Origin of the sequence: Flavobacterium luminosum (assembly GCF_023635005.1) — a bacterium.
In the GTDB taxonomy this organism is placed as follows: Bacteria; Bacteroidota; Bacteroidia; order Flavobacteriales; family Flavobacteriaceae; genus Flavobacterium; species Flavobacterium luminosum.
In genome coordinates, this window is record NZ_JAMLJM010000001.1 from 263,830 (window position 1) to 284,868 (window position 21,039).

At 33.0% G+C, this 21,039-nt stretch carries 13 protein-coding genes; 8 read left to right on the forward strand and 5 right to left on the reverse strand.

What is annotated here, in order from left to right:
• Positions 1-32 precede the first annotated feature (32 nt).
• The 6 genes from NAT50_RS01220 (at position 33) to rpe (ending at position 8,269) form a co-directional block, all read left to right on the forward strand.
• Positions 33-776 carry a hypothetical protein gene (locus NAT50_RS01220; RefSeq protein ID WP_250590674.1) on the forward strand — a complete coding sequence of 248 codons (744 nt, stop codon included), beginning with the start codon at positions 33-35 and terminating at the stop codon, positions 774-776.
• Positions 773-3,538, forward strand: coding sequence for a TonB-dependent receptor (locus tag NAT50_RS01225; RefSeq protein WP_250590676.1), 2,766 nt, complete (start codon positions 773-775; stop codon positions 3,536-3,538). Before NAT50_RS01220 ends, NAT50_RS01225 begins: the two co-directional genes overlap by 4 nt.
• Before the next feature lie 5 nt (positions 3,539-3,543).
• Positions 3,544-4,716: a DUF4249 domain-containing protein gene (locus tag NAT50_RS01230; RefSeq protein WP_250590678.1), complete on the forward strand. Its 1,173-nt coding sequence runs from the start codon at positions 3,544-3,546 to the stop codon at positions 4,714-4,716.
• Positions 4,704-6,428 (forward strand): hypothetical protein, encoded by a 1,725-nt coding sequence (locus tag NAT50_RS01235; protein WP_250590680.1) that lies wholly within the window; start codon positions 4,704-4,706, stop codon positions 6,426-6,428. The genes NAT50_RS01230 and NAT50_RS01235 overlap by 13 nt, the downstream gene beginning before the upstream one ends.
• Positions 6,429-6,503: 75 nt before the next feature.
• Positions 6,504-7,367, forward strand: a complete 864-nt coding sequence (locus tag NAT50_RS01240) for a sigma-70 family RNA polymerase sigma factor (RefSeq protein ID WP_014164868.1) — start codon at positions 6,504-6,506, stop codon at positions 7,365-7,367.
• Between the two features lie 242 nt (positions 7,368-7,609).
• The gene (rpe, locus tag NAT50_RS01245) at positions 7,610-8,269 is read left to right on the forward strand and encodes a ribulose-phosphate 3-epimerase (RefSeq protein WP_250590682.1); all 660 of its coding nucleotides are present in this window, start codon (positions 7,610-7,612) and stop codon (positions 8,267-8,269) included.
• A 145-nt stretch (positions 8,270-8,414) separates the two neighbouring features.
• Here the strand turns inward: rpe and NAT50_RS01250 are convergent, their stop codons facing one another.
• Positions 8,415-11,249, reverse strand: coding sequence for a LamG-like jellyroll fold domain-containing protein (locus NAT50_RS01250; protein ID WP_250590684.1), 2,835 nt, complete (start codon positions 11,247-11,249; stop codon positions 8,415-8,417).
• 139 nt (positions 11,250-11,388) lie between these two features.
• Here NAT50_RS01250 and NAT50_RS01255 point away from each other — a divergent pair, with 139 nt between their 5' ends.
• The gene (locus tag NAT50_RS01255; RefSeq protein WP_250590686.1) at positions 11,389-14,202 is read left to right on the forward strand and encodes a sensor histidine kinase; all 2,814 of its coding nucleotides are present in this window, start codon (positions 11,389-11,391) and stop codon (positions 14,200-14,202) included.
• Complete coding sequence (locus NAT50_RS01260) at positions 14,202-14,948, forward strand: LytR/AlgR family response regulator transcription factor (protein WP_250590688.1); 747 nt, start codon at positions 14,202-14,204, stop codon at positions 14,946-14,948. Before NAT50_RS01255 ends, NAT50_RS01260 begins: the two co-directional genes overlap by 1 nt.
• Position 14,949: 1 nt before the next feature.
• On the opposite strand, the gene NAT50_RS01265 is transcribed toward NAT50_RS01260, so the two are convergent.
• The 4 genes from NAT50_RS01265 to NAT50_RS01280 form a co-directional block, all read right to left on the reverse strand.
• The gene (locus tag NAT50_RS01265) at positions 14,950-15,366 is read right to left on the reverse strand and encodes a CBS domain-containing protein (RefSeq protein WP_250590690.1); all 417 of its coding nucleotides are present in this window, start codon (positions 15,364-15,366) and stop codon (positions 14,950-14,952) included.
• Between the two features lie 75 nt (positions 15,367-15,441).
• On the reverse strand, positions 15,442-16,743 hold the full coding sequence (locus tag NAT50_RS01270; RefSeq protein WP_250590692.1) for a TolC family protein: 1,302 nt from the start codon (positions 16,741-16,743) through the stop codon (positions 15,442-15,444).
• A gap of 4 nt (positions 16,744-16,747) precedes the next feature.
• On the reverse strand, positions 16,748-19,834 hold the full coding sequence (locus tag NAT50_RS01275; protein WP_250590694.1) for an efflux RND transporter permease subunit: 3,087 nt from the start codon (positions 19,832-19,834) through the stop codon (positions 16,748-16,750).
• A gap of 3 nt (positions 19,835-19,837) precedes the next feature.
• Positions 19,838-20,902, reverse strand: a complete 1,065-nt coding sequence (locus tag NAT50_RS01280; RefSeq protein WP_250590696.1) for an efflux RND transporter periplasmic adaptor subunit — start codon at positions 20,900-20,902, stop codon at positions 19,838-19,840.
• Positions 20,903-21,039 lie beyond the last annotated feature (137 nt).

Here is a 21,039-nt window from a genome sequence, read left to right on the forward strand (position 1 = left end):
AATATTGTACTTTCTACATTATCAATCAACAAATGAACTACAAAACAACAGTATTAACTGTCATTTATCTTTTCTTTTTTAACCTCACCTCCTATAGTCAGATTAAAAAGGATACTTTATATAATTGGTTTGACACACAAACCGGATTAGTTAGCCTACCTCTATATAATGGAAGTATTCATTTAAACTATGATAAAACTTCAGAAAATCATCACCGCTATTGGATTTTAAACGAATTCCAAACTGGAACTGTTAACTACGATAATCAAGTATTCAATAATCTCAGTATTAAATATGACATCTTAGAAGACGAATTAATTTTGATGCCGCAAAATCAAGATTATAAGATTGCTATAAACACAAAGAAAGATCTCATCTTGTATTTTATTCTAAATCAAACAAAATTTGTAAATCTAGACCATCATAAAAATAAAAATTCTTTCCTAAAAGGTTTTTATGCTGAACATTTTACTTCCCCAAAGCTTTCACTCTACATCAAACATTACAAGAAAAAAAGGGATCTCATAAAAAATGATCGAATTTTAAGAGAATACGACTATTACCAAAATTTCATCCTCGAATTCAAAGACAATTTCTTTATCATACATTCTAAAAAGGACGTCATTCGTATTTTTCCAGATATTAAAGAAAAAATTAATGCTTTCTATACTTCAAATACGAATCTGGAAAAAAACAACAAAATAAGATTCATGGAACAATTAATCCAATATATAAACAGCATTACAACAAAATCGTTAAACGGAATAAACGAATGAAAAATATTTATCTATTCACTTTTTTATTCTTCTTTAATTTGTTAGTAGCACAAAACAGCACTAATAAAGTCATTTCTATTTCATTTAACGATTTGACAAGAGAAGCAGTACTTCAAAAAATGGAAACAGAACATGGGTTTCAAGTCTATTACATTGAAGATTGGTTTAAAGAAGACAAAGAATTAATTTCAGGAAATTATTCTGAGAAACCAATAAAAGAAATTTTAAATGAGCTTCTAAAAAAAACTAATCTTAATTTCTATTTAGAAAACAATCGAATTATACTTACGAAAAACAGTATCATCTACGATAAACTACCAGAAAATTATTTCAACAATCAAGACATAGTAAACAAAACAGTTAAAAACCCTATCTTTTTTCGTCAGTTTGATTCTATAAAAAAAATTGAACAAAAAAATACTGACAACATTACATTAATTGGAAAAGAATCCACAGGTTCAGACACAGAATCTTACACTCTTGAAGGTTACATCAAAGACCTTAAAACCGGTAAACCAATCCAAAATGTAACTGTTAAAGTCAAAAACACAAAAAATACCACTTCAACGGATAACCAGGGGTATTATACTCTTAAAGTTCCTCAAGGGCTAATCACAATTGAGACAGAAACTGAAGAATACAAAAGAGTATCCAGAAAAATTATGGTTTACAGTAATGGTAATTTAGACCTACAATTAAAAGACAATACAAACATATTAGACGAAGTAATTGTCAAAGGAAGACGCAGACAAAATATTAGAACTTCAATAACTGGAGTAACTACCATTGAAGCAGAAGGCATTAAAAATACTCCTTTAGTTTTAGGGGAAAGAGATGTTTTAAAAATTGCCTTAACCATTCCTGGTATAAAAACAGCGGGAGAAGGATCAGCAGGATTTAACGTAAGAGGAGGAAAAGAAGATCAGAATCTGATATTATTAGACAATGGAACACTATATAATCCTGCCCATTTTTTTGGTTTTTTCTCGGCAATCAACCCTTATGCAACCAACAAAGTTGACATCTACAAAGGAAGTATTCCTACTGAATATGGAGGACGATTATCTTCTGTTTTCGACATCATTTCTAAAAACGGAAATACAGAAAAAATAGCAGGAGAGGCCGGTATAGGCCCAGTAACAAGTAATTTAACGATTTCTACTCCTTTAGTCAAAGGCAAAGCTAGCCTATTGGGCGGATTTAGAGCTACTTATTCCGGATGGATTCTCAGGAGTTTAAAAGAAGAACAACTTCAAAAAAGTGAAGCTTCATTCTATGATGGAATCATAAAATACCATCATGATTTGAACAAAAAAAACAGTGTAGAAGCTACATTCTACTACAGCAAAGATGCTTTTAGCATCACCTCTGATTCTGTTTATAAATACAGTAACAGAATGGCTTCAATAAAATGGAAACATACTTTTAACGAGAAAAACAAAGGAGAATTTAATATAACTAACAGCGAGTACAAATTCAACATCGCTTACAATTCAAATAATCCAAATGCTTTTGATTACGGATACAAAATCAACGAAACACAAGGTATTATGAAGTTTAACTACACCTTGAACGACAAAAACAAATTTTCGTATGGAATAAGCAGTAAACTTTACACTATTGATCCAGGTAACTTCACTCCAAGAGACCCACAATCGGATTTAAACGCAATTACTATTCCTCAGGAAAAAGGTTTAGAATCGGCACTATTTGTAAGTGATAATCTTAAAATCAATAAAAAACTACTTTTCGACATCGGTTTCCGTTACTCTATATTTGCTGCATTAGGAGCTTCTACCCAAAGATTATACGAACAAGGAAAGCCAAAAAATGATGCCACAGTAGTTGGTGAAAAAACATACGGAAACAATGAAATCATACAAACTTATGGTGGATTTGAACCGAGAATCTCTATGCGTTATATGTTTAATGAAGATTTCTCGATTAAAGCAGGCTTTGATAAGACTTTTCAATATATTCATTTGTTATCTAGTAACACAACACAATCTCCCACAGACACATGGAAACTTTCAGATTTAAATGTTAAACCACAAAACGGACAACAATTCTCATTGGGTCTTTTTAAAAACATTGCATTTAAAGATCTAGAATTCAGTCTAGAAGGGTATTACAAAAAATCAAACAATATACTAGATTATAAAACAGGAGCCCAGTTACTTCTTAACGAAAACATCGAAACAGAATTACTTCAAGGAGAAGGAAAATCTTATGGGATGGAATTCTTAATTAAAAAACAAACGGGCCAATTAAACGGTTGGGTTGGTTACACCTACTCTAGAACCTTCATTAAAACGAATAGTAAATTTGCAGAAGAAAGAGTCAATAATGGAAAGTATTTTGCTGCTAATTTTGACAAACCTCATGATTTTAGTGCAGTTCTAAACTATAAATTCACGAAACGTTACAGTTTATCAGGAAATTTTGTATATCAAACCGGAAGACCCATCACCTATCCCATAGGGAAATATACTTATGGAGGGGCCGAATATACACTCTATAGCGATCGCAACAAATACCGCATTCCAGATTACTACCGTTTAGACATTGGTTTTAACATCGAAGGAAACCATAAATTAAATAAGTTGGCACATAGCTTTTGGAATATTTCCATTTATAATGTTTTAGGTCGAAACAATCCATATTCGGTCTATTTCATCACAACAAAAGGGGAAATAAAAGCTTATAAAACATCTATTTTCGGAATACCGGTACCCACCATAACTTATAATTTTAAGTTCTAAAAATTATGAAAAAAACAATAATTCAATTTTCTTTATTTCTACTCATAAGTTTATTCATTATAAGTTGCACGGAACCTATGGCTCTTCAAACAGATACCTTTGAAGAAGTTATAGTTATAGAAGCAACAATAACCAATGAGTTGAAACGACATGAAATAAAAATTTCTAAAACCTATAAATTTGAAGATGCAGGGCCAACCTATGTAACTGACGCCACTGTTTTTATAAAAGACGATCTAGGAAATATGTACAATTTTGTTCAGGATGCTGGCAAATATGTCTCCGTCAATCCCTTCAAAGCTGTTACCGGAAGAACCTATCAACTCAGAGTCATTGCTGAAAACAAAGAGTATTCATCAACATTAGAAAAATTAACCACAGAAAATACCATTGAAGATATTGTTCCAACAGTTACTACTAAAGAAGGAGTTAAAGGATTAGAGTTGTTTGTAAAAAGTTATGACCCAACCAATACCTCTAAATACTATCGGTATGAATATGAAGAAACTTATAGGGTTGAAGCTCCAAATTGGGTTTATAAAAAAGCCATTGTTACGGGTCCTACTTCCATAGATTTTGTATTTAGGGACTCCGAAGCCAGAGTGTGTTATAGTACCGAAAAATCTACTGACATCATTGTAACCAATACAAACGAACAGAGTGAAGATAGAGTAAATTTTCCTATACGATTCATCAGTGACCAAAACCCAATCATTGCTCATAGATATAGCATATTGGTTAAACAATACGTACAGAATCTAGAAGCTCACACTTTTTACAAAACACTCAAAGAAATATCGGGCAGCGAAGGAATCCTTTCGCAAAACCAACCTGGTTTTTTGTACGGAAATCTGAAATGTGAAACAGATCCAGATGAAAAAGTCATCGGTTTTTTTGATATAAGTTCGGTATCAGAAAAGAGAATTTTTTTCAATTTTACTGACTACTTTCCTGATCAACCATTTCCTCCATATTTTTACAAATGTGAACCTTTCAACATGATTTTTTGCTTTGGTCCCTCACCTGAATGTGTCGGTGAAGACATTATTTATTACCTAAATAATAATCAAATTGTTTATTATTATGGAAACAAACCCGATTTATACTTTTTAGACACTCCTTGCGGAGATTGTACTTCATTTTCGTCGAACATAAGACCTTCATTTTGGATAGATTAAAACTCATTTTCAACATCATTATTTCTTTAGCAACACAACATTTTGTATTTGCTCAGGACAGTATTTCTCCAAACGAAATCACAACAATAGATCGTCAGATCAATGAAACCGTTTTTGTTAGCATCAACAATACTGCGTTTATTACTGGTGAAACTATATTTTATAAAATCTATTCTTTAGATAAAGAACATATCTCTAAATCCGATTTAAGTAAGATCGTTTACATTGAATTAGTCAATGAAAATAAAGAAAGTGTCATGAAACAGAAAGTGTTTTTAGACAATGGAAGTGGATCAGGAGATTTCTTTATCCCTACAACATGGGAAACTGGAAATTACAAATTAATTGCCTATACCAATTGGATGTTGAATTTTAAATCTGATTATTTTGCCAATGACATCACCATATATAATCCATATAAGCCCAGCAACAAAGCTATTAATACATCCTTAGACACGCTCGCAAATAAAACCACAGAGAATAATTCAGAAGAAATCACAATTAAGCTAAATAAAACTGAATTTTCACATCGAGAAGCGGTTAACGTTACTTTCGATATTCAAAATAAAAAATTAAAAGAGGGAAACTTCTCTATTTCTGTACGTAAAAAAGATAATCTAGAACAAAATTCCAATTGGAATCCTTTAACTTTTGTTTCTAGTAGAAAAAATACTCCTTCTGTAGTAGAAAACCTGAGTAGTATCCATTTGCCCGAGCTAAGAGGCGAGATTATTCAGGGAAAGATCACTCCTAAAAACACAAACTTATCCGTAGAAGGAAAAAATATAGCTTTATCTATTCCTGGAAATTCTTTTGCCTTTAAAATTACCAAAACAGACCGTAACGGTAATTTCATCTTTCTTCTTGACAAACCTTATGAAAATTCCAATATAATTATACAATTAGTAGGCAATGATCTATACGATTATACCATAGAAGTTACAAAACAAAAAAACTTCGATTACAGCCAATTGGTTTTTCCAAATAATCTTTCATTTAATTCAGCAATGAAAGAGTCATTGGAACAAAGATTAATTGCCAGTCAAATAGAAAACGCATACTATTCGGTAAAAAAAGATTCAATAATGCCTTCCAATTATAATAAACCTTTTTATGATCATTTAGCTAAAGAATATATTCTCGACAATTACACTAGATTTTCTTCTATAAAAGAAACAATTATCGAAATTATTCCTCGAATTTATTTCAAACAACAAGAAAATAAAAGTTATATCTATCTAGATGATTATAACGAAGGAAATGAACTACCAATGCCTTCATTGGTTCTAGTTGATGGACTTTATATTTCGGATATTAATGAATTATTTTCCTACGACCCCAAAAACATCCAAAAAATAGAAGTGGTCTATGGTGGTTATCAATATGGTACAATGCTATTTAATGGTATCGTTTCCTTTACCACAAAATCTTTCGATTATGAGAGCAAATTAAAAGGAGATTTTATCATAAAACCTGAAGTATTGAGACCTATTCCCCAAAAAGAATATTATTTTCCTAACTATCTACAAGCAAAAAACTTGAATCGAATCCCAGATTTCAGACATCAGCTATTATGGATTCCTCAAATAGATTTGAAAAAGGAAATCAACTTCTTTACATCGGATGTTTCTGGAAACTTTGAAATCAGGATAGAGGGTTTTTCATCGATGGGCACACCAGTTTTAGTAACAAAAACATTTAATGTAAATTAATTCAAAACATTTTGTAACCTTTTTGCTATTTCACACGTATAACTACTGAAACTTATAAAGTAAGGAACCTATTCAATGAGACAGCTCAAAATTACAAAGCAGGTAACTAATCGTGAAACTGCTTCCTTAGACAAATATTTACAAGAAATTGGTAAAGTAGATCTTATTACTGCTGATGAAGAAGTTGAGTTAGCGCAACGCATTAAAGCAGGTGACCAACGTGCCTTAGAAAAATTAACCAAAGCTAATTTACGTTTCGTAGTGTCAGTTGCTAAACAATACCAAAATCAAGGTTTAACATTACCCGATTTAATCAATGAAGGAAATTTAGGTCTGATTAAAGCAGCTCAACGTTTTGACGAAACTCGTGGATTTAAATTCATCTCTTATGCCGTTTGGTGGATTCGTCAGTCTATCCTTCAAGCATTAGCAGAACAATCTCGTATTGTGCGTTTACCTTTAAATAAAATTGGTTCTATCAACAAGATCAATAAAATGTATGCTCTATTAGAGCAATCTAATGAGCGTGCTCCTTCCGCTGAAGAAATAGCCGCAGAATTAGACATGACCGTAAACGACGTAAAAGAGTCTATGAAAAATTCTGGTCGACACTTATCAATGGACGCTCCATTGGTAGAAGGAGAAGACTCGAACCTATATGACGTATTACGTTCTGGGGAATCACCTAATCCAGACCGTGAGTTAATTCATGAATCTTTACGTACTGAAATCGAGCGTTCATTAGAAACATTAACTCCACGTGAGGCAGATGTTGTTCGTTTGTATTTTGGTTTAGGAGATCAACACCCTATGACTTTAGAAGAAATTGGTGAAACTTTCGACTTAACTCGTGAACGTGTTCGTCAAATTAAAGAGAAAGCTATCCGTAGATTAAAACATACCTCAAGAAGTAAAATCTTGAAAACATATTTAGGCTAATCCCTAAATTACAGTAACAACAGTCTAAGACTGTTCGTTTTTTGATTGATGATTGAAACTCCGGCTGATTACCGGAGTTTTATTTTTTTTGGAAATAAAACTCCAGTCTGTTCGCTTCGCTCGGGTTTCCGGAGTTTTATTTTTTACTAAAGCGTCAAATCATAAATATTTCTAAGAAACAATTTGGAAAAGGAACAAATAGACTAATTTTGTACCACAACACAACAACAATTTTCAACAAGATGAAAAACACTTTGATTGCCCCATCAGTTTTAGCGGCTGATTTTGCTAATTTACAACGCGACATTGAAATGATTAACAATAGTGAAGCTGATTGGTTTCATATTGACATTATGGATGGCGTTTTTGTTCCGAATATTTCTTTTGGAATGCCCGTTTTAGAAGCTATCAACAAACATGCAAAAAAAACTATCGATGTTCATTTAATGATTGTCGATCCTGACAGATACATTACAACATTCAAAAAATTAGGTGCTGATGTTTTAACGGTTCATTACGAAGCTTGCACACATTTACACCGAACACTTCAAGCTATTAAAGCAGAAGGCATGAAAGCAGGTGTTGCTTTGAATCCTCATACCAACGTAGATTTATTAGAAGATATTATTCAAGATATTGATTTGGTTTGTATCATGAGTGTAAATCCGGGTTTTGGAGGACAATCTTTTATCGAAAATACTTATTCGAAAGTAGAAAAGCTGAAAGCATTAATCAACAAAAAGAATGCTTCTACCTTAATTGAAATTGACGGAGGTGTTACCAACAAAAACGCCAAACAATTAGCTGATGCTGGTGCTGATGTTCTAGTAGCGGGTAGTTATGTTTTTGGAGCTCAGGACCCCATAGCAACTATTGCTGATTTGAAACAGATTACGAAATAATTTAATTTATTTATATTAAAAGTAAAGCCTGTCAGAAATTTTCCTGACAGGCTTTTTGATTAAAAAACTAACAACCCAATAGAGAAAAGCAATAGATATAAAATAAATAAAGTAATCTCGAGTTTGTAAAATTCTATTTTTTTCATTATTTCTTAACCAATTTACTAACTCCTATTTTTCCTGATTCTGTTTCGATATTTATCATATAAATTCCAGAAGCAAACGAACTAACATTTAGAGTTGACTGATTTGAATCTAAAAGCATTTTTCCTGTTACATCAAAAATTCTAACTTGTTTGACTACTTCATTTGGCACTTCAATTGAAAATATTGCGTCTGTTGGGTTTGGAAATAAACTTACCTCTGCTAAATTAAAATCTGAATTAGATAAAGCGGCACATGCAGTATTTATTGCTGCAACTGACTCACAACCTGTGGCGTTACCAGAAACCGTTAAAGGTTTTCCTGTAACTATATAATCACACAGCCATGTACTTGCGCATGCTGCTAAATTAGGATTAGATGTAATTGCTAATGTTGTAATTCCAGAAACATCTATAACATTCAAAGCACTTACATTAGTTAAACTTGCATTATTATTAATATTTACAGGCAACGAATAAATAATCAGATTACTTGATAACCCATTTAAAGAAATAATATTTGTATTTGATGTTATTGACAATCCAATATTTGAACCTTGTCCATTAATTGCATTTAAGTTTGCTAATCCATTTAGATTAGTTAATTGATTGCAAGATGAAATTTGCAAACTACCACAACTAGTTAAATTTTGAAGAAAATTTAAATTAGTTAAAGAGGTATTAGCAATCTGTACTAAACCATTTACTGTAAAACTTGCAGAACCCAAATTAGATACATTATTAATCAACGCACCTGTAATAATCATAGATTCACAATTACTTGAACCATTAAAATCAATATTGCCAATGGTCGTTAAAGCAGAATTATTTTGAATTCTCAAATATCTAGCACCAGTTGTCCCGTTAGAAAAATTATGGTTTACCATGTTAGGAAAAGTGGCATTGGTAAGTAAAGGATTACTATCAATACTTAATTGACCGTTGTTGGTTTGTAATGAAGAGAGAAAATTTAAGTTTGTCAACTTAGTATTTCTAATCAACAAACCATTTACCGTTTGCAAATTTGAGAAAGCATTAACGGTTTCAAGATTAGTGTTTGTAGCAAAACCTAAATTACCCGAAGTTAAGCTATTTAAACTACCAAAACCCGAAATAGTAGTTAACTGAGAATTTCCAATAAATTGAATATTACCTGCTGTTAAAGTAGTAAAAGCATTCAATCCTCCAAATTGTTGAAAGGTATTACCTTGTATTGCAATACCATTTCCTACTGTAGTTAAATTAGGAAATATATTTACTTGGTTATTTGACAAACCAGTAATAAACAAAGTCCCAGTAATACTTGTAATATTATTTAACGGTGCTAAGTTCAAAGAATTCCCACCTCCATTAATGGTTAAATTTCCTGATATAGAAGTACAACTTGCTAGTGCATCTACTTCTGCTTGAGTTGTTAGAGTAACATTACCTGTGGGGCAAGTAAAGGTTCTATAATTTTTTAATTGTATAATTTCTGCTTGAGTTAAAGCTCTGTTATAAAAAAACGCTTCGTCAATTTTTCCGTTAAAGCGTTTATTATTGGCAATAACGGTTCCATTAGAAGAAGTTCCTCCTCCTAAGTAAATTGATTTCAAAGTTGTAGTAATTAATGGCAACACATTATACCCAGCTGTATTCATACCATAATCTACTCCATCAAAATACACTTTCATTCCTACTAAATTAGAACCAGATGCTTTATGAACAATGGCTATATGATGCCATCCGCCAATTCCAAAACCCACATCACGTGATGCCCAAACATTATTAGACATTAACCATCCCCATTCATCGCGTAAATTTGTTGATAATTCTTGATGCCTATAATATAATCTTTCATTCATTTCAAATAAAGTTGGATATGGAACCGTACCTGTTATGTTATCAGTGTAATGCCAAAAAGCAATTGTAAATTCAGTATTGCCAAGATCATTCGAAAGATTAGCACTTCCACTGATGCCATCTCTGTTCATAAGAGTATATGATTGTTGAAAAGACACTCCATTCCCATTAATTGCATTTATGTAAGGAATATTATTATTACTTGCCTCTTGAAACTTATAAGTCCCATTATGACTGTTTAAATTGTTTTCAAAATTAAAATATGCTAATAAATTATTCGTTGGATAAGATGTTGTATTTGCTCCATGATAATCGTTAAAAACCTGCTGATTTGTTAAGGCAGTATTATAAATTTTAAGATCGTCTAACTGAAATCCTTTATCAGAAGTAAGACCAGATAAAGATGTTCTTCCTATATAAATCTTTTTGTCTGTTCCGTTTGTATTGATTGATATATTGGAAGTACTCACTAATTTTCCATTAATGAATAGTTTTCCTTTTTCAGTAGCAGAAGTAGGGTCATACGTTGCAGCAATATGAAACCACATTCCAAACTTTAAAAACTGTATAAAGTTAGTTTCATTTCCCCAATAATAATTTCTGATGGTATTGTTTGGACCATGACTAAACCCAAATGATTCTCCACTAACATTTTCTCCATATCCAACCAAATGTTGAATATCAAATTGTGTAACATCTGTCATTCTTACCCAAAAGGAAATGGTTCTTGCTTGATTTCCAACGGGTAAATCGGGTAATGTTGATGAAACAAAATAATTAGTGTTATTAGGAGTTCTAATTAACGTACTTTCGTTAGCTCCAAATCTATCTGGATAATAAAATGTGGTTCCAGGCGCTCCATTAGTATAGGAAGTAAAACCAAGTGTTGAACTACCTTTGGCCAGTAGACTATTATTAAAATTAAATTCATAAATTGGTGTTTGTGACCAACTTACTTGCACTAATAAAATTAAAGTGAGTAATAATTTTTTCATATTTTAATTTGTTAAATTTGACACAAATATGTTGGAAATTCACACAAGGTTTTAAATAAATTAAATGAAACCCTGTTTTGAGTGAGTGAAAATATTTTTTGACTTCTATATTATTAATTCCTTTGCAAAAATTTCTAAATTGAAAAATATACTCATCCATTTTCTATCCTTTTTTTGGACCTTGACAAGTGGTAGTCAAACTATTTTTTATGACCAATTAGATATAAAAAGTGGTTTGCCTTCATCTGTTGTTTATGATATTTTTCAAGATTCCAAAGGTTTCATTTGGATAGCTACAGACGAAGGGCTTTTAAAATACAACGGTTTCGATTTCAAATCGTATTCGCATCCTGACTTGCATGCTAAATCGGGTTCCAATATTAAAGAAGATACATGGGGAAGAATTTGGTACCAAACCTTTGATGGTTTCTTATTCTTTGTGGATCGTACAGGCCAAATGCAAACCTTCACCCAAAAAAACAACATTGGCTTCGTAAACTTTGTGATTACCAATCAGTATTTAATCAAAACGACTTGGGACGGAATTGAAGTGAGGGATATAAAAACCCTAAAAATTAAAAAGGAAATCAAAATCCCCGAAATACAAACGAGTTTCTTAGAAGTTTGTGATGATGAAATTATCTTCGGTAACCACAACACGCAGAGCATTTCATTGAAAAATTGGAATCGAAAAAACGTGAAAAATGAAGCAATTAAAATAGCCCCTAAAATTCTATCTTTTCGAAAGCAAAACAATCTTTACTTTCTTACCCAAGAATCGGATTTCAAATGTAAGCTCTACCAATTTTCGAAAAACAATTTTCTACCGGTAGCCTCAATTAACATCGACAACAACATACAGAATTTCGAAATTATTGACGGCACCATCTGGATATCCACCAAAAAAGGAGTTCATGCTTACACCATGAAGGGCGAGGAATTGCTTTTTACTTCAAGACTTCCCGCCGAAGACATATCTAAAGTATTCAAAGACATTAATAATGTGTATTGGTTTACTTCGTTATCGAAAGGAATTTTCATTATTAAAAACTTCAACACTTGGGAATTACAACTTCCAAATGAAAAGTTCAATACAATAACTTCCGATGGCAATCAATTGTTTGTCAGTTCAAGTTCGGGCAAAATATTGGCGTTAGACGCAGAACTAAATCACAAAGTCTATTGGAAAAATCAAGATTCACATCCCATATATTACCTTAATTTCAATGCAGACAGCCGTTTCAATTTCTTTTCTGCTAACGGTTTTTATGTTTTAAACAAAAAAGATAAAAAAGTAACGCACTTTAACAGTGCCGTAAAACAAATCATCCCTTATGAGAACAATTCTTTTCTTACTACAGGAACAGGCTTTGTAAATACTATCGCAACCCATCCTACCATAGAATGGAAAGACAATATCTTAACGAACATCAGAGGAAAATCCATTGTTTTTGATAAGACAAGTAAACAGATTATCGTTGCCACTAATAATGGATTGTTAGCCCTAAAAAATGGCAAACCTCATTCGATAACCTATCGCAACAAAACGCTATTTATCAAAAGCCTAATCCCTGAAAACCAAAGAATCATTGCACTTAGCAACCAAGGCGAATTATTTGAAATCAAACGAAATACAATTCAAAAGATAAAGAGCAAACGCCTCTTTACGCTATTAAAAAAAGACCAAAACCAAACCTTACTGGTAGATAAAAACACTGTATTTCGTTTAAAGAACGATAAGATCACGAAACTTTTTTCGGTTGGCAAGTTTTTAAAAATCAAAGATTTACTTTCCTTTAAAAGGAATTATTTTGTAGTTACGGAAGACAAAATCATTCGCATTGACAAAGAAAATTCCTTTGAAAATTCATATCAGAAGCCAAAAATAATTTTGGAGAACATTTGGGTAAACGAGAAGAATGTATCGATTCATAACCAAAAATTAAAAGCTAGTGAAAACGACATTCAAATCAATTTTGACGTACTAAACTTTAATTTTGACAGCGATTATCAGTTGGTGTATCGCATTAATGGCGCTTTAAAAAATCTGAACCACAATTCTAAAAACATCAAGCTTATTTCCTTGGCGCCTGAACAGTATTTCATTGAAATTGGGATACAGAATAAAAATACTTCGCAGATTGAATTCATTCATAGCCTTTCTTTTGAGATTCTGCCACCATTTTGGAAGCGAACTTGGTTTTTGGTAGGTAGTATTGCTTTACTAAGCACGATTAGTTTTTTTATTTACCGATGGAAAATCAAACAAATAAAAACCAAAAATGAAAAAGCCATCGAAAAATTAACCCTAGAGAATAATTTGAAAGAATCTAGACTGCAATTAATCAAATCGCAAATGAATCCTCATTTCTTTTTTAATGCCATCAACAACATACAATCGTATATTTTTACGAATGAAACTAAAGAAGCTGCTACGTACTTATCCAAGTTTTCAAAATTAACTCGAAAAATCCTTGAATTTTCAGATGTAGACTCTATTTCGCTAAAAGAGGAAATCGCCGCGCTACAACTCTACTTAGAATTGCAACAAATGCGATTCAAAGATTTGAAATTTGAAATTACCTATGGTACGATCTCAAATCTTGAACAAATTAAAATTCCAACCATGTTATTTCAGCCCTATGTAGAAAATGCCATTCTTCATGGATTATCACACAGCAGTAGAGACAAAAAGTTGAAAATAGCATTTCAATGGCAAGCGCCAAACCTATTAATAGGCACTATTTACGATAACGGCATTGGAAGAGTAAAATCTGCAGCATTGAATCAGTTAAATACCTCAAAGCCAAAATCATTTGCTACAAAAGCAAACTTAGAGCGAATCATGTTATTGAATAAAGATCAATATCAAATTGAGGTAGAGTATCAAGACTTGTATGATGATAATTTAGAAAGCAGTGGAACACTAGTAACCATAAAAATAAAAGTATAATGAAAGCCATTATTATTGAAGACGAAAAAAGAGCGCAGATTTATTTACAAGGAGTACTCGAACAAATAGCGCCTGAAATAACTGTTGTGGCGGTTTGCGACGATTTGCCTTCTGGAGTAATTGCCATCAGAAAGCACAATCCTGATTTGGTTTTCCTAGATATCGAAATGCCTAAATACAGCGGATTGGAAATCGTTAACTTCTTTGGAGCCCATGAAATTCAATTTACGATTATTTTTACCACGGCTTACAACCAATATGCTATTCAGGCTTTCAAAACTTCTGCTCTAGATTATTTACTAAAACCTATCGATCCAGAAGAATTAACAGAAACCATAAACCGCTACAAACAAAAAAATAAGATTCCGCAATACGAACAATTGGTTTCACTAAATGAAAGTTTGATAAAAGAAACAAAAATTGCCATTCCTGACGGCAACATGTTACAACTTATTCCTACCGAAGAAATCATATATCTAAAAGCGGATAGCAATTACACGCAAGTTTTCTTGGAAAACGGAAAAAAACACATCACTAGCAGAATCTTGAGAAATTTTGAAGAAACTTTGAAAGATTACAAGCAATTCTTCAGATGCCATAAATCGTACATTATTAATACAAAATTTGTAGAATGTTATAGCAAATCAGACGGCGGAACTATTATTCTAAAAAACAAACAAGAAATTCCTGTTTCGCCGGAAAAATCGGAAGAATTGCTTTCTTTCTTCACCAAAATTGAACGTTAATCTAATATTGGTCGATTAGATATTGTATCAAATCAGTTGTGGTGACAATACCCACTAGCAAATCACCCTCGCAAACTGGTAAAGCATGAAACTCTCTTGAAGCAAGAATTTCGGCAGTCTCCTTTATTGTTGTATCGGGAGAGACTTTTACCAAATTCTTAGACATTACTTGCTCTATAGTAAACATATTATAAACGGTTACATCTACCACTTCCTCATCATCTACTGCGTCAGCAAATGAAATTCGAAGCAAATCAGTATAACTAAGTATCCCAAGAATTTTATTGCCTTCTACAACAGGAATATGCCTAATATTATGCTTTTTAAACAGAGATTCTGCTTTTGTCAAATTATCTGTCAACGTAATTTTCACAACGTTTTTAGACATTATAGTCGAAACTGGAACATGCTGTTTCATAATTGTAACTTTTAAGATTACTTAAATTTACAACTAAAAAACCGTTTTATACCTGATTTAAATCAGTTTGCAATATTAAAAAGCAATATTTCCTGCAATTTGTTGTAAGACGATTTCGGAAATTTTAGCCTGAAATCTAGCACTATTATTTCGAGCGATCGCATTAATGTAATTTTCTTGAGCATTTCTAAATTCAATAGTAGGGATTGTTCCTATTTTGAATTTATCTAAGGTTATTTCAAGATTTTTTTTAGCGATAGCTTCATTGCTTTCTTCTAACTTAACTAATTCTAAATTGGTTTGGTAAGTCTGATATGCCGAAGCCAATTGCACATTAACACTTTGTTTTTGTTGCTCGATTGCTAAAGCAGAGTTTTCCACCTGTAACTTGGCTATTTTTTCGTTTCTATTCTGAGCAAAACCATCAAAAATAGGCATCGTTGCTGTAACTCCATAATTCAAACCTTTACTTGAAGTAGCCGAAGTAAACCCTAAACTACTTTCTGTTTCTAGAAAAGTATATCCAGTGTTCAAACGTACAGTAGGGTAACGATTGGCTTTGGTTTGTTTCAAATCTAATTCTGCTACTCGCTTATTGATTAAAGCCATTTGCAATTGAAGATTTTGCTTTTCCATTAAAGTTTTTAACTCTGTCAACTGTAATTTGTCGTCAATAGTAACTTCTTCAGCTACTAAAAAATCAGTAGACAATTCTCTCGCTAAAAGTTCATTCAAGCGAATTTTAGTAATACCGAACAATTCTTTTTGTTTCAATAAAACAGACGCATCCGTATTCAAATCGACTTGTGCATTCAATACTTCTAACTTAGCGGCTTTCCCAATAGAAAATCGGTTTTCAGCAGTTTTTAAACGTTGTTTCGAAATTACAATCGAAGTATCTAATGCCTTGATTAACTGTTGTTGTTGCACTAGATCGTAATACGTAGTCATTACATCGCTTACTTTATTGAGAACCATCAATTTCAGTTGAACGTCACCTTGCTTTTCTAGTTCTTTGAGTTGGTCATGTCTAGCAAACATTTTCAACCCGTCAAAAACAGTCCAACCTAAATTTACACCATATTCTAAACGGTTGTTTTTTGCATTATCTAATTCTCTTACAACACCATTTGTCTGAGTTTGTTTCGAATTTTGTATACTGTTATTCTTATTTAAAGAAGCATCTACCTGTGGTAACATCCCCGCATTACCAATGCTATTGTTTACTTTATCTACACTTAACTCGTTTTGTGCAATTTTAATTTCATAATTATTTTCCAAGGCAATTTTAACTGCTTGTTCCACGGTTAATAGCTCTTGAGCCATCAATTTGGGCAGAAATACCAGATGGATTATTAAAAAGAATATATTTTTCATAAACCTAAGCTTTATATTTTTCAATGTTATCAAATTCCGGACGGTGTTTTCTTTCACGAGACCACATCAAATAGATTGCTGGAATCACAAATAAAGTCAGAGCCAAAGAAAAAAGTGTTCCTCCAACAATTACAACTCCCATACCCATTCTACTTGTTGAAGCTGCTCCCAATGACAAAGCAATTGGAAGTGCTCCTAAAGCAATCGCTAAACTTGTCATTAAGATAGGACGCAAACGGGATTCTGAAGCTTCCAAAATGGCTTCATATTTAGATTTACCTTGTTCGCGAAGTTGATTAGCAAATTCAACAATTAAAATTCCGTTTTTGGTTACCAATCCGATAAGCATAACGGTCCCAATCTGACTGAAAATATTCCACGTTTGTCCGAACAACCACAACGAAAATAAAGCTCCAGCAACAGCCATCGGTACAGTTAAAATAATAATAAACGGATCGATAAAACTCTCAAATTGTGCTGCTAAAATCAAGAAAATCAACAACAATGCTAGTCCGAAAGCAAAAGATGTATTTGAGCTACTCTCCATGAAATCTCTAGATTCTCCACTCAAATCGGTCGTAAAAGAATCGTCTAAAACTTTTCCTTTAATACGTTCCATTGCTTCAATTCCATCGCCAATACTTTTTCCAGGTGCTAAACCAGCAGAAACTGTAGCTGACATGTATCGGTTGTTATGGTATAATTGTGGTGGACTACTTTGCTCTTCCATAGTCACAAGATTATCCAATTGAATCAACTCACCTTTATCACTTTTCACAAAAATAGACGTCAAATCCATCGGAGCATTACGGTCTTTTTTGTCAAACTGACCCATAACCTGATATTGTTTTCCATTCATCATGAAATAACCAAAACGTTGACCACTTAAGGATAACTGTAAGGTCTGAGCAACATCGATAACAGAAACACCTAAACTCTGCGCTTTTTCTCTGTCAATGGTCACATATACTTCTGGTTTGTTGAACTTCAAGTTTACATCAGAATTTGAAAAAGTAGGATCGTTAGAAACCTCCTCCATGAATTGAGGAATTTTTTCCTGTAATTTTTTAAAATTTGGAGCCTGAATTACAAACTGAATTGGCAATCCACCTCTTCTATTCACCGCAATTGTTGGCGATTCTGAAATCGAAACTTTTGCTTCAGCATATTGTTTAGTCCACTTAGTCAAGCCTTCTGCAATTTCTTTTTGAGATCTTTCTCTTTCATCGGGCTGAACCAACGCGATTCGAGCAAAACCACTATTAACTGAAGATGAACCAAAACCAGGTGAAGTTACAATTAAACTCACCTTTTTTTCAGGGATAGAATCATTGATTAACTCTGTCAACTCATTCATGAATCGGTCCATATAGTCATAAGAAGCACCTTCTGGAGCGGTTACTCTAGCGCTAATGAAACTACGGTCGTCGTAAGGAGCTGTTTCTTTTTGAAGTACGTTAAAGAATAAATAAATCAGACCAAAACAAGCAATCAGGATAGGAAAACTTAACCATTTCTTTTTCATGAATCCTGACAACGCTTCGGCATAAGAGGAATTCATTTTTTGGAAAAATGGTTCAGTAAGTTCATACATTCTCGATTTCTTTTGTTCTCCAGCCTTCATTAAATAAGCATTTAACATAGGAGTTAAGGTCAGCGACACAAAGGCTGAAATTAATACTGCCGCACCTATGACGACACCGAATTCTCTAAATAAACGTCCTACGAATCCTTCTAGGAAAATCACTGGTAAGAATACAGCAGCTAATGTAATTGAGATCGATATTACTGCGAAAAAAATCTCATTAGAACCCTTAATCGCTGCCTCTATAGGAGTCATGCCCTCTTCTACTTTCTTAAATATATTCTCCGTTACAACAATACCATCATCTACCACAAGACCTGTAGCCAAAACAATAGCCAAGAGAGTCAATACATTAATGGAAAAACCAAAAATGTACATAATGAAGAAAGTGGCAATCAATGATACTGGGATATCGATTAATGGACGAAACGCGATTGCCCAATCACGGAAGAAGAAATAAATGATTAGTACCACCAAAATGATCGACAACAATAATGTTTCGGCTACCTCTAAAACCGCTTTCTTTACGAAAACCGTATTGTCTATGGCGATATTCAATTTGAAATCTTTTGGTAAATCTTTTTGTAACTGATCGTATTGTTCATAAAACTTCTCAGCAATATCCAAATAATTGGTCCCCGGTTGCGGAATGATAGACATACCAATCATTGGCTGACCTGAATCAGACAATTTAGTTTCTAAGTTTTCTGCTTCAAGAGCTGCTTTACCCACATCACTCAATCGGACGATTTTTTCACCTTCCGCTTTAATGATAATATTATCAAACTCTTCTTCAGTAGAAAGATTCCCAATTGTTTTTACGGTTAATTCTGTATTAGCTCCCGTCAGTTTTCCTGAAGGCAACTCCACATTTTGTTTGTTAAGTGCGTTTCTAACATCGGCTACCGTACATCCGTATGAAGCTAATTTTACAGGATCTATCCACAAACGCATAGCGTATTTTCGTTGACCCCATATTTGAACACTACTTACCCCAGGAATAGATTGTAATCGTTGAGACAATACATTATCTGCATAATCGGTTAGTTCCAGAACATTCTTATTATCACTCTGAACCGTCATAGTAATAATAGGCTCTGAATCTGCATCCGCTTTAGAAACCACAGGTGGCGCGTCGATATCTTGCGGTAAACTTCTCACCGCTTGAGACACTTTATCTCGAACATCGTTCGCTGCCTCTTCAAGGTCTTTATCTAAGTTGAACTCTACGGTAATGTTACTTCTTCCTTGGCTACTAGAAGAAGATATGTTTCGAATTCCATCAACAGAATTGATTGCTTTTTCAAGAGGTTCTGTAATTTGGGATTCAATAATATCTGCATTGGCTCCTGAATAATTGGTTTGAACCGAAATTTGTGCTGGGTCTATAGAAGGATATTCTCGTACCCCCAAAAAGGTGTATCCGATAATCCCGAAAAGTACCAACATTAAATTGAGTACAATCGTTAGAACCGGTCTTTTTATACTTAAAGTAGATAAACTCATAACTTAAGACTTGATGTTAACTTTTACCGGAGATTCTTCTTTTAGAGTCATAACTCCGCTGGTTAATAGTGTATCACCCACTTTTAAGCCCGAAATTACCAACGCTTCTTTGTCAGTTCGAGCTCCTGTTTCAACCATAACTTCTTTTGCCATTCCGTTTACAGAAATAAACACTTTTTTACCGTTTTGTACCGGAATTAAAGCTTCGGTTGGCACCAAAATAGCATCATTGATTTTATCTAGTGGTAAAGAAACATTTGCAAAAGTTCCTGGGATTAATTTTCCATTCGGATTTTGCGCAATAGCTCTCATCTTTAAGGTTCTAGTAGTCTCTTCGATCTCTGGTTCTATGGCATAAACTTTTGCAGAATACACTTCCTTACCTCCAGATATGGTAAAACTAAGAACTGATCCCACTTTCATTTGTGCTGCATATTTTTCAGGAATAGAAAAGGTAATTTTTACCTGACTGGTATTTACCAAATTGGCAATCACTGTCGTTGGTGTAACATAAGTCCCTTTAGAAATAGAACGTAAACCTATTTTCCCAGAAAATGGAGCGCGAACAGAAGTCTTGGCAATTTGCGCTTGAATAAGTTGCGTTTGAGCCTGAGCCGAACGAAAATCGGCACTAGCAATATCGTATTCTTCTTGGCTTATCGCTTCTTTTTGCAATAACAGTTTCGCTCTTCTTTCATTTTCAGAAGCTAGAGCTTGTTTCGTTTTAGCTTGTGAAAGTTGAGCTCTTAATTCTAAATCGTTAATTTTCAACAATAGCTGTCCTTTGGAAACATAACTTCCTTCTTGAAAATTGATACTTTCTACAACTCCTGAAACCTCACTTCGAACTTCAATTTGTTCGTTAGCCTCAATAGAACCTGAAAGCGATAAATTATCTGAAAAAACTTGAGATTTTAAAACTATTCCGGTAACTTTTGTTGGCTTTTTATCGCCTTTACCTTTTTCTTTTCCTCCTTCTTCTTTGCTACTATTAGCGGTTATTCTATAAAAAATCATTCCGCCTATAACAACAGCCAGAAGAAAATAAATGATATGTTTTAATTTCATAACGAGTAAGTATAGTTATATCTATTTTAAATGGATTACTCAACAAAACTACTTGGAAAAATTTAGTTCTCTTAAACGATTAGATTTTATTTAACATTATATTAGCAATCACTTTTGACTTCCTGAAATGAATTTAC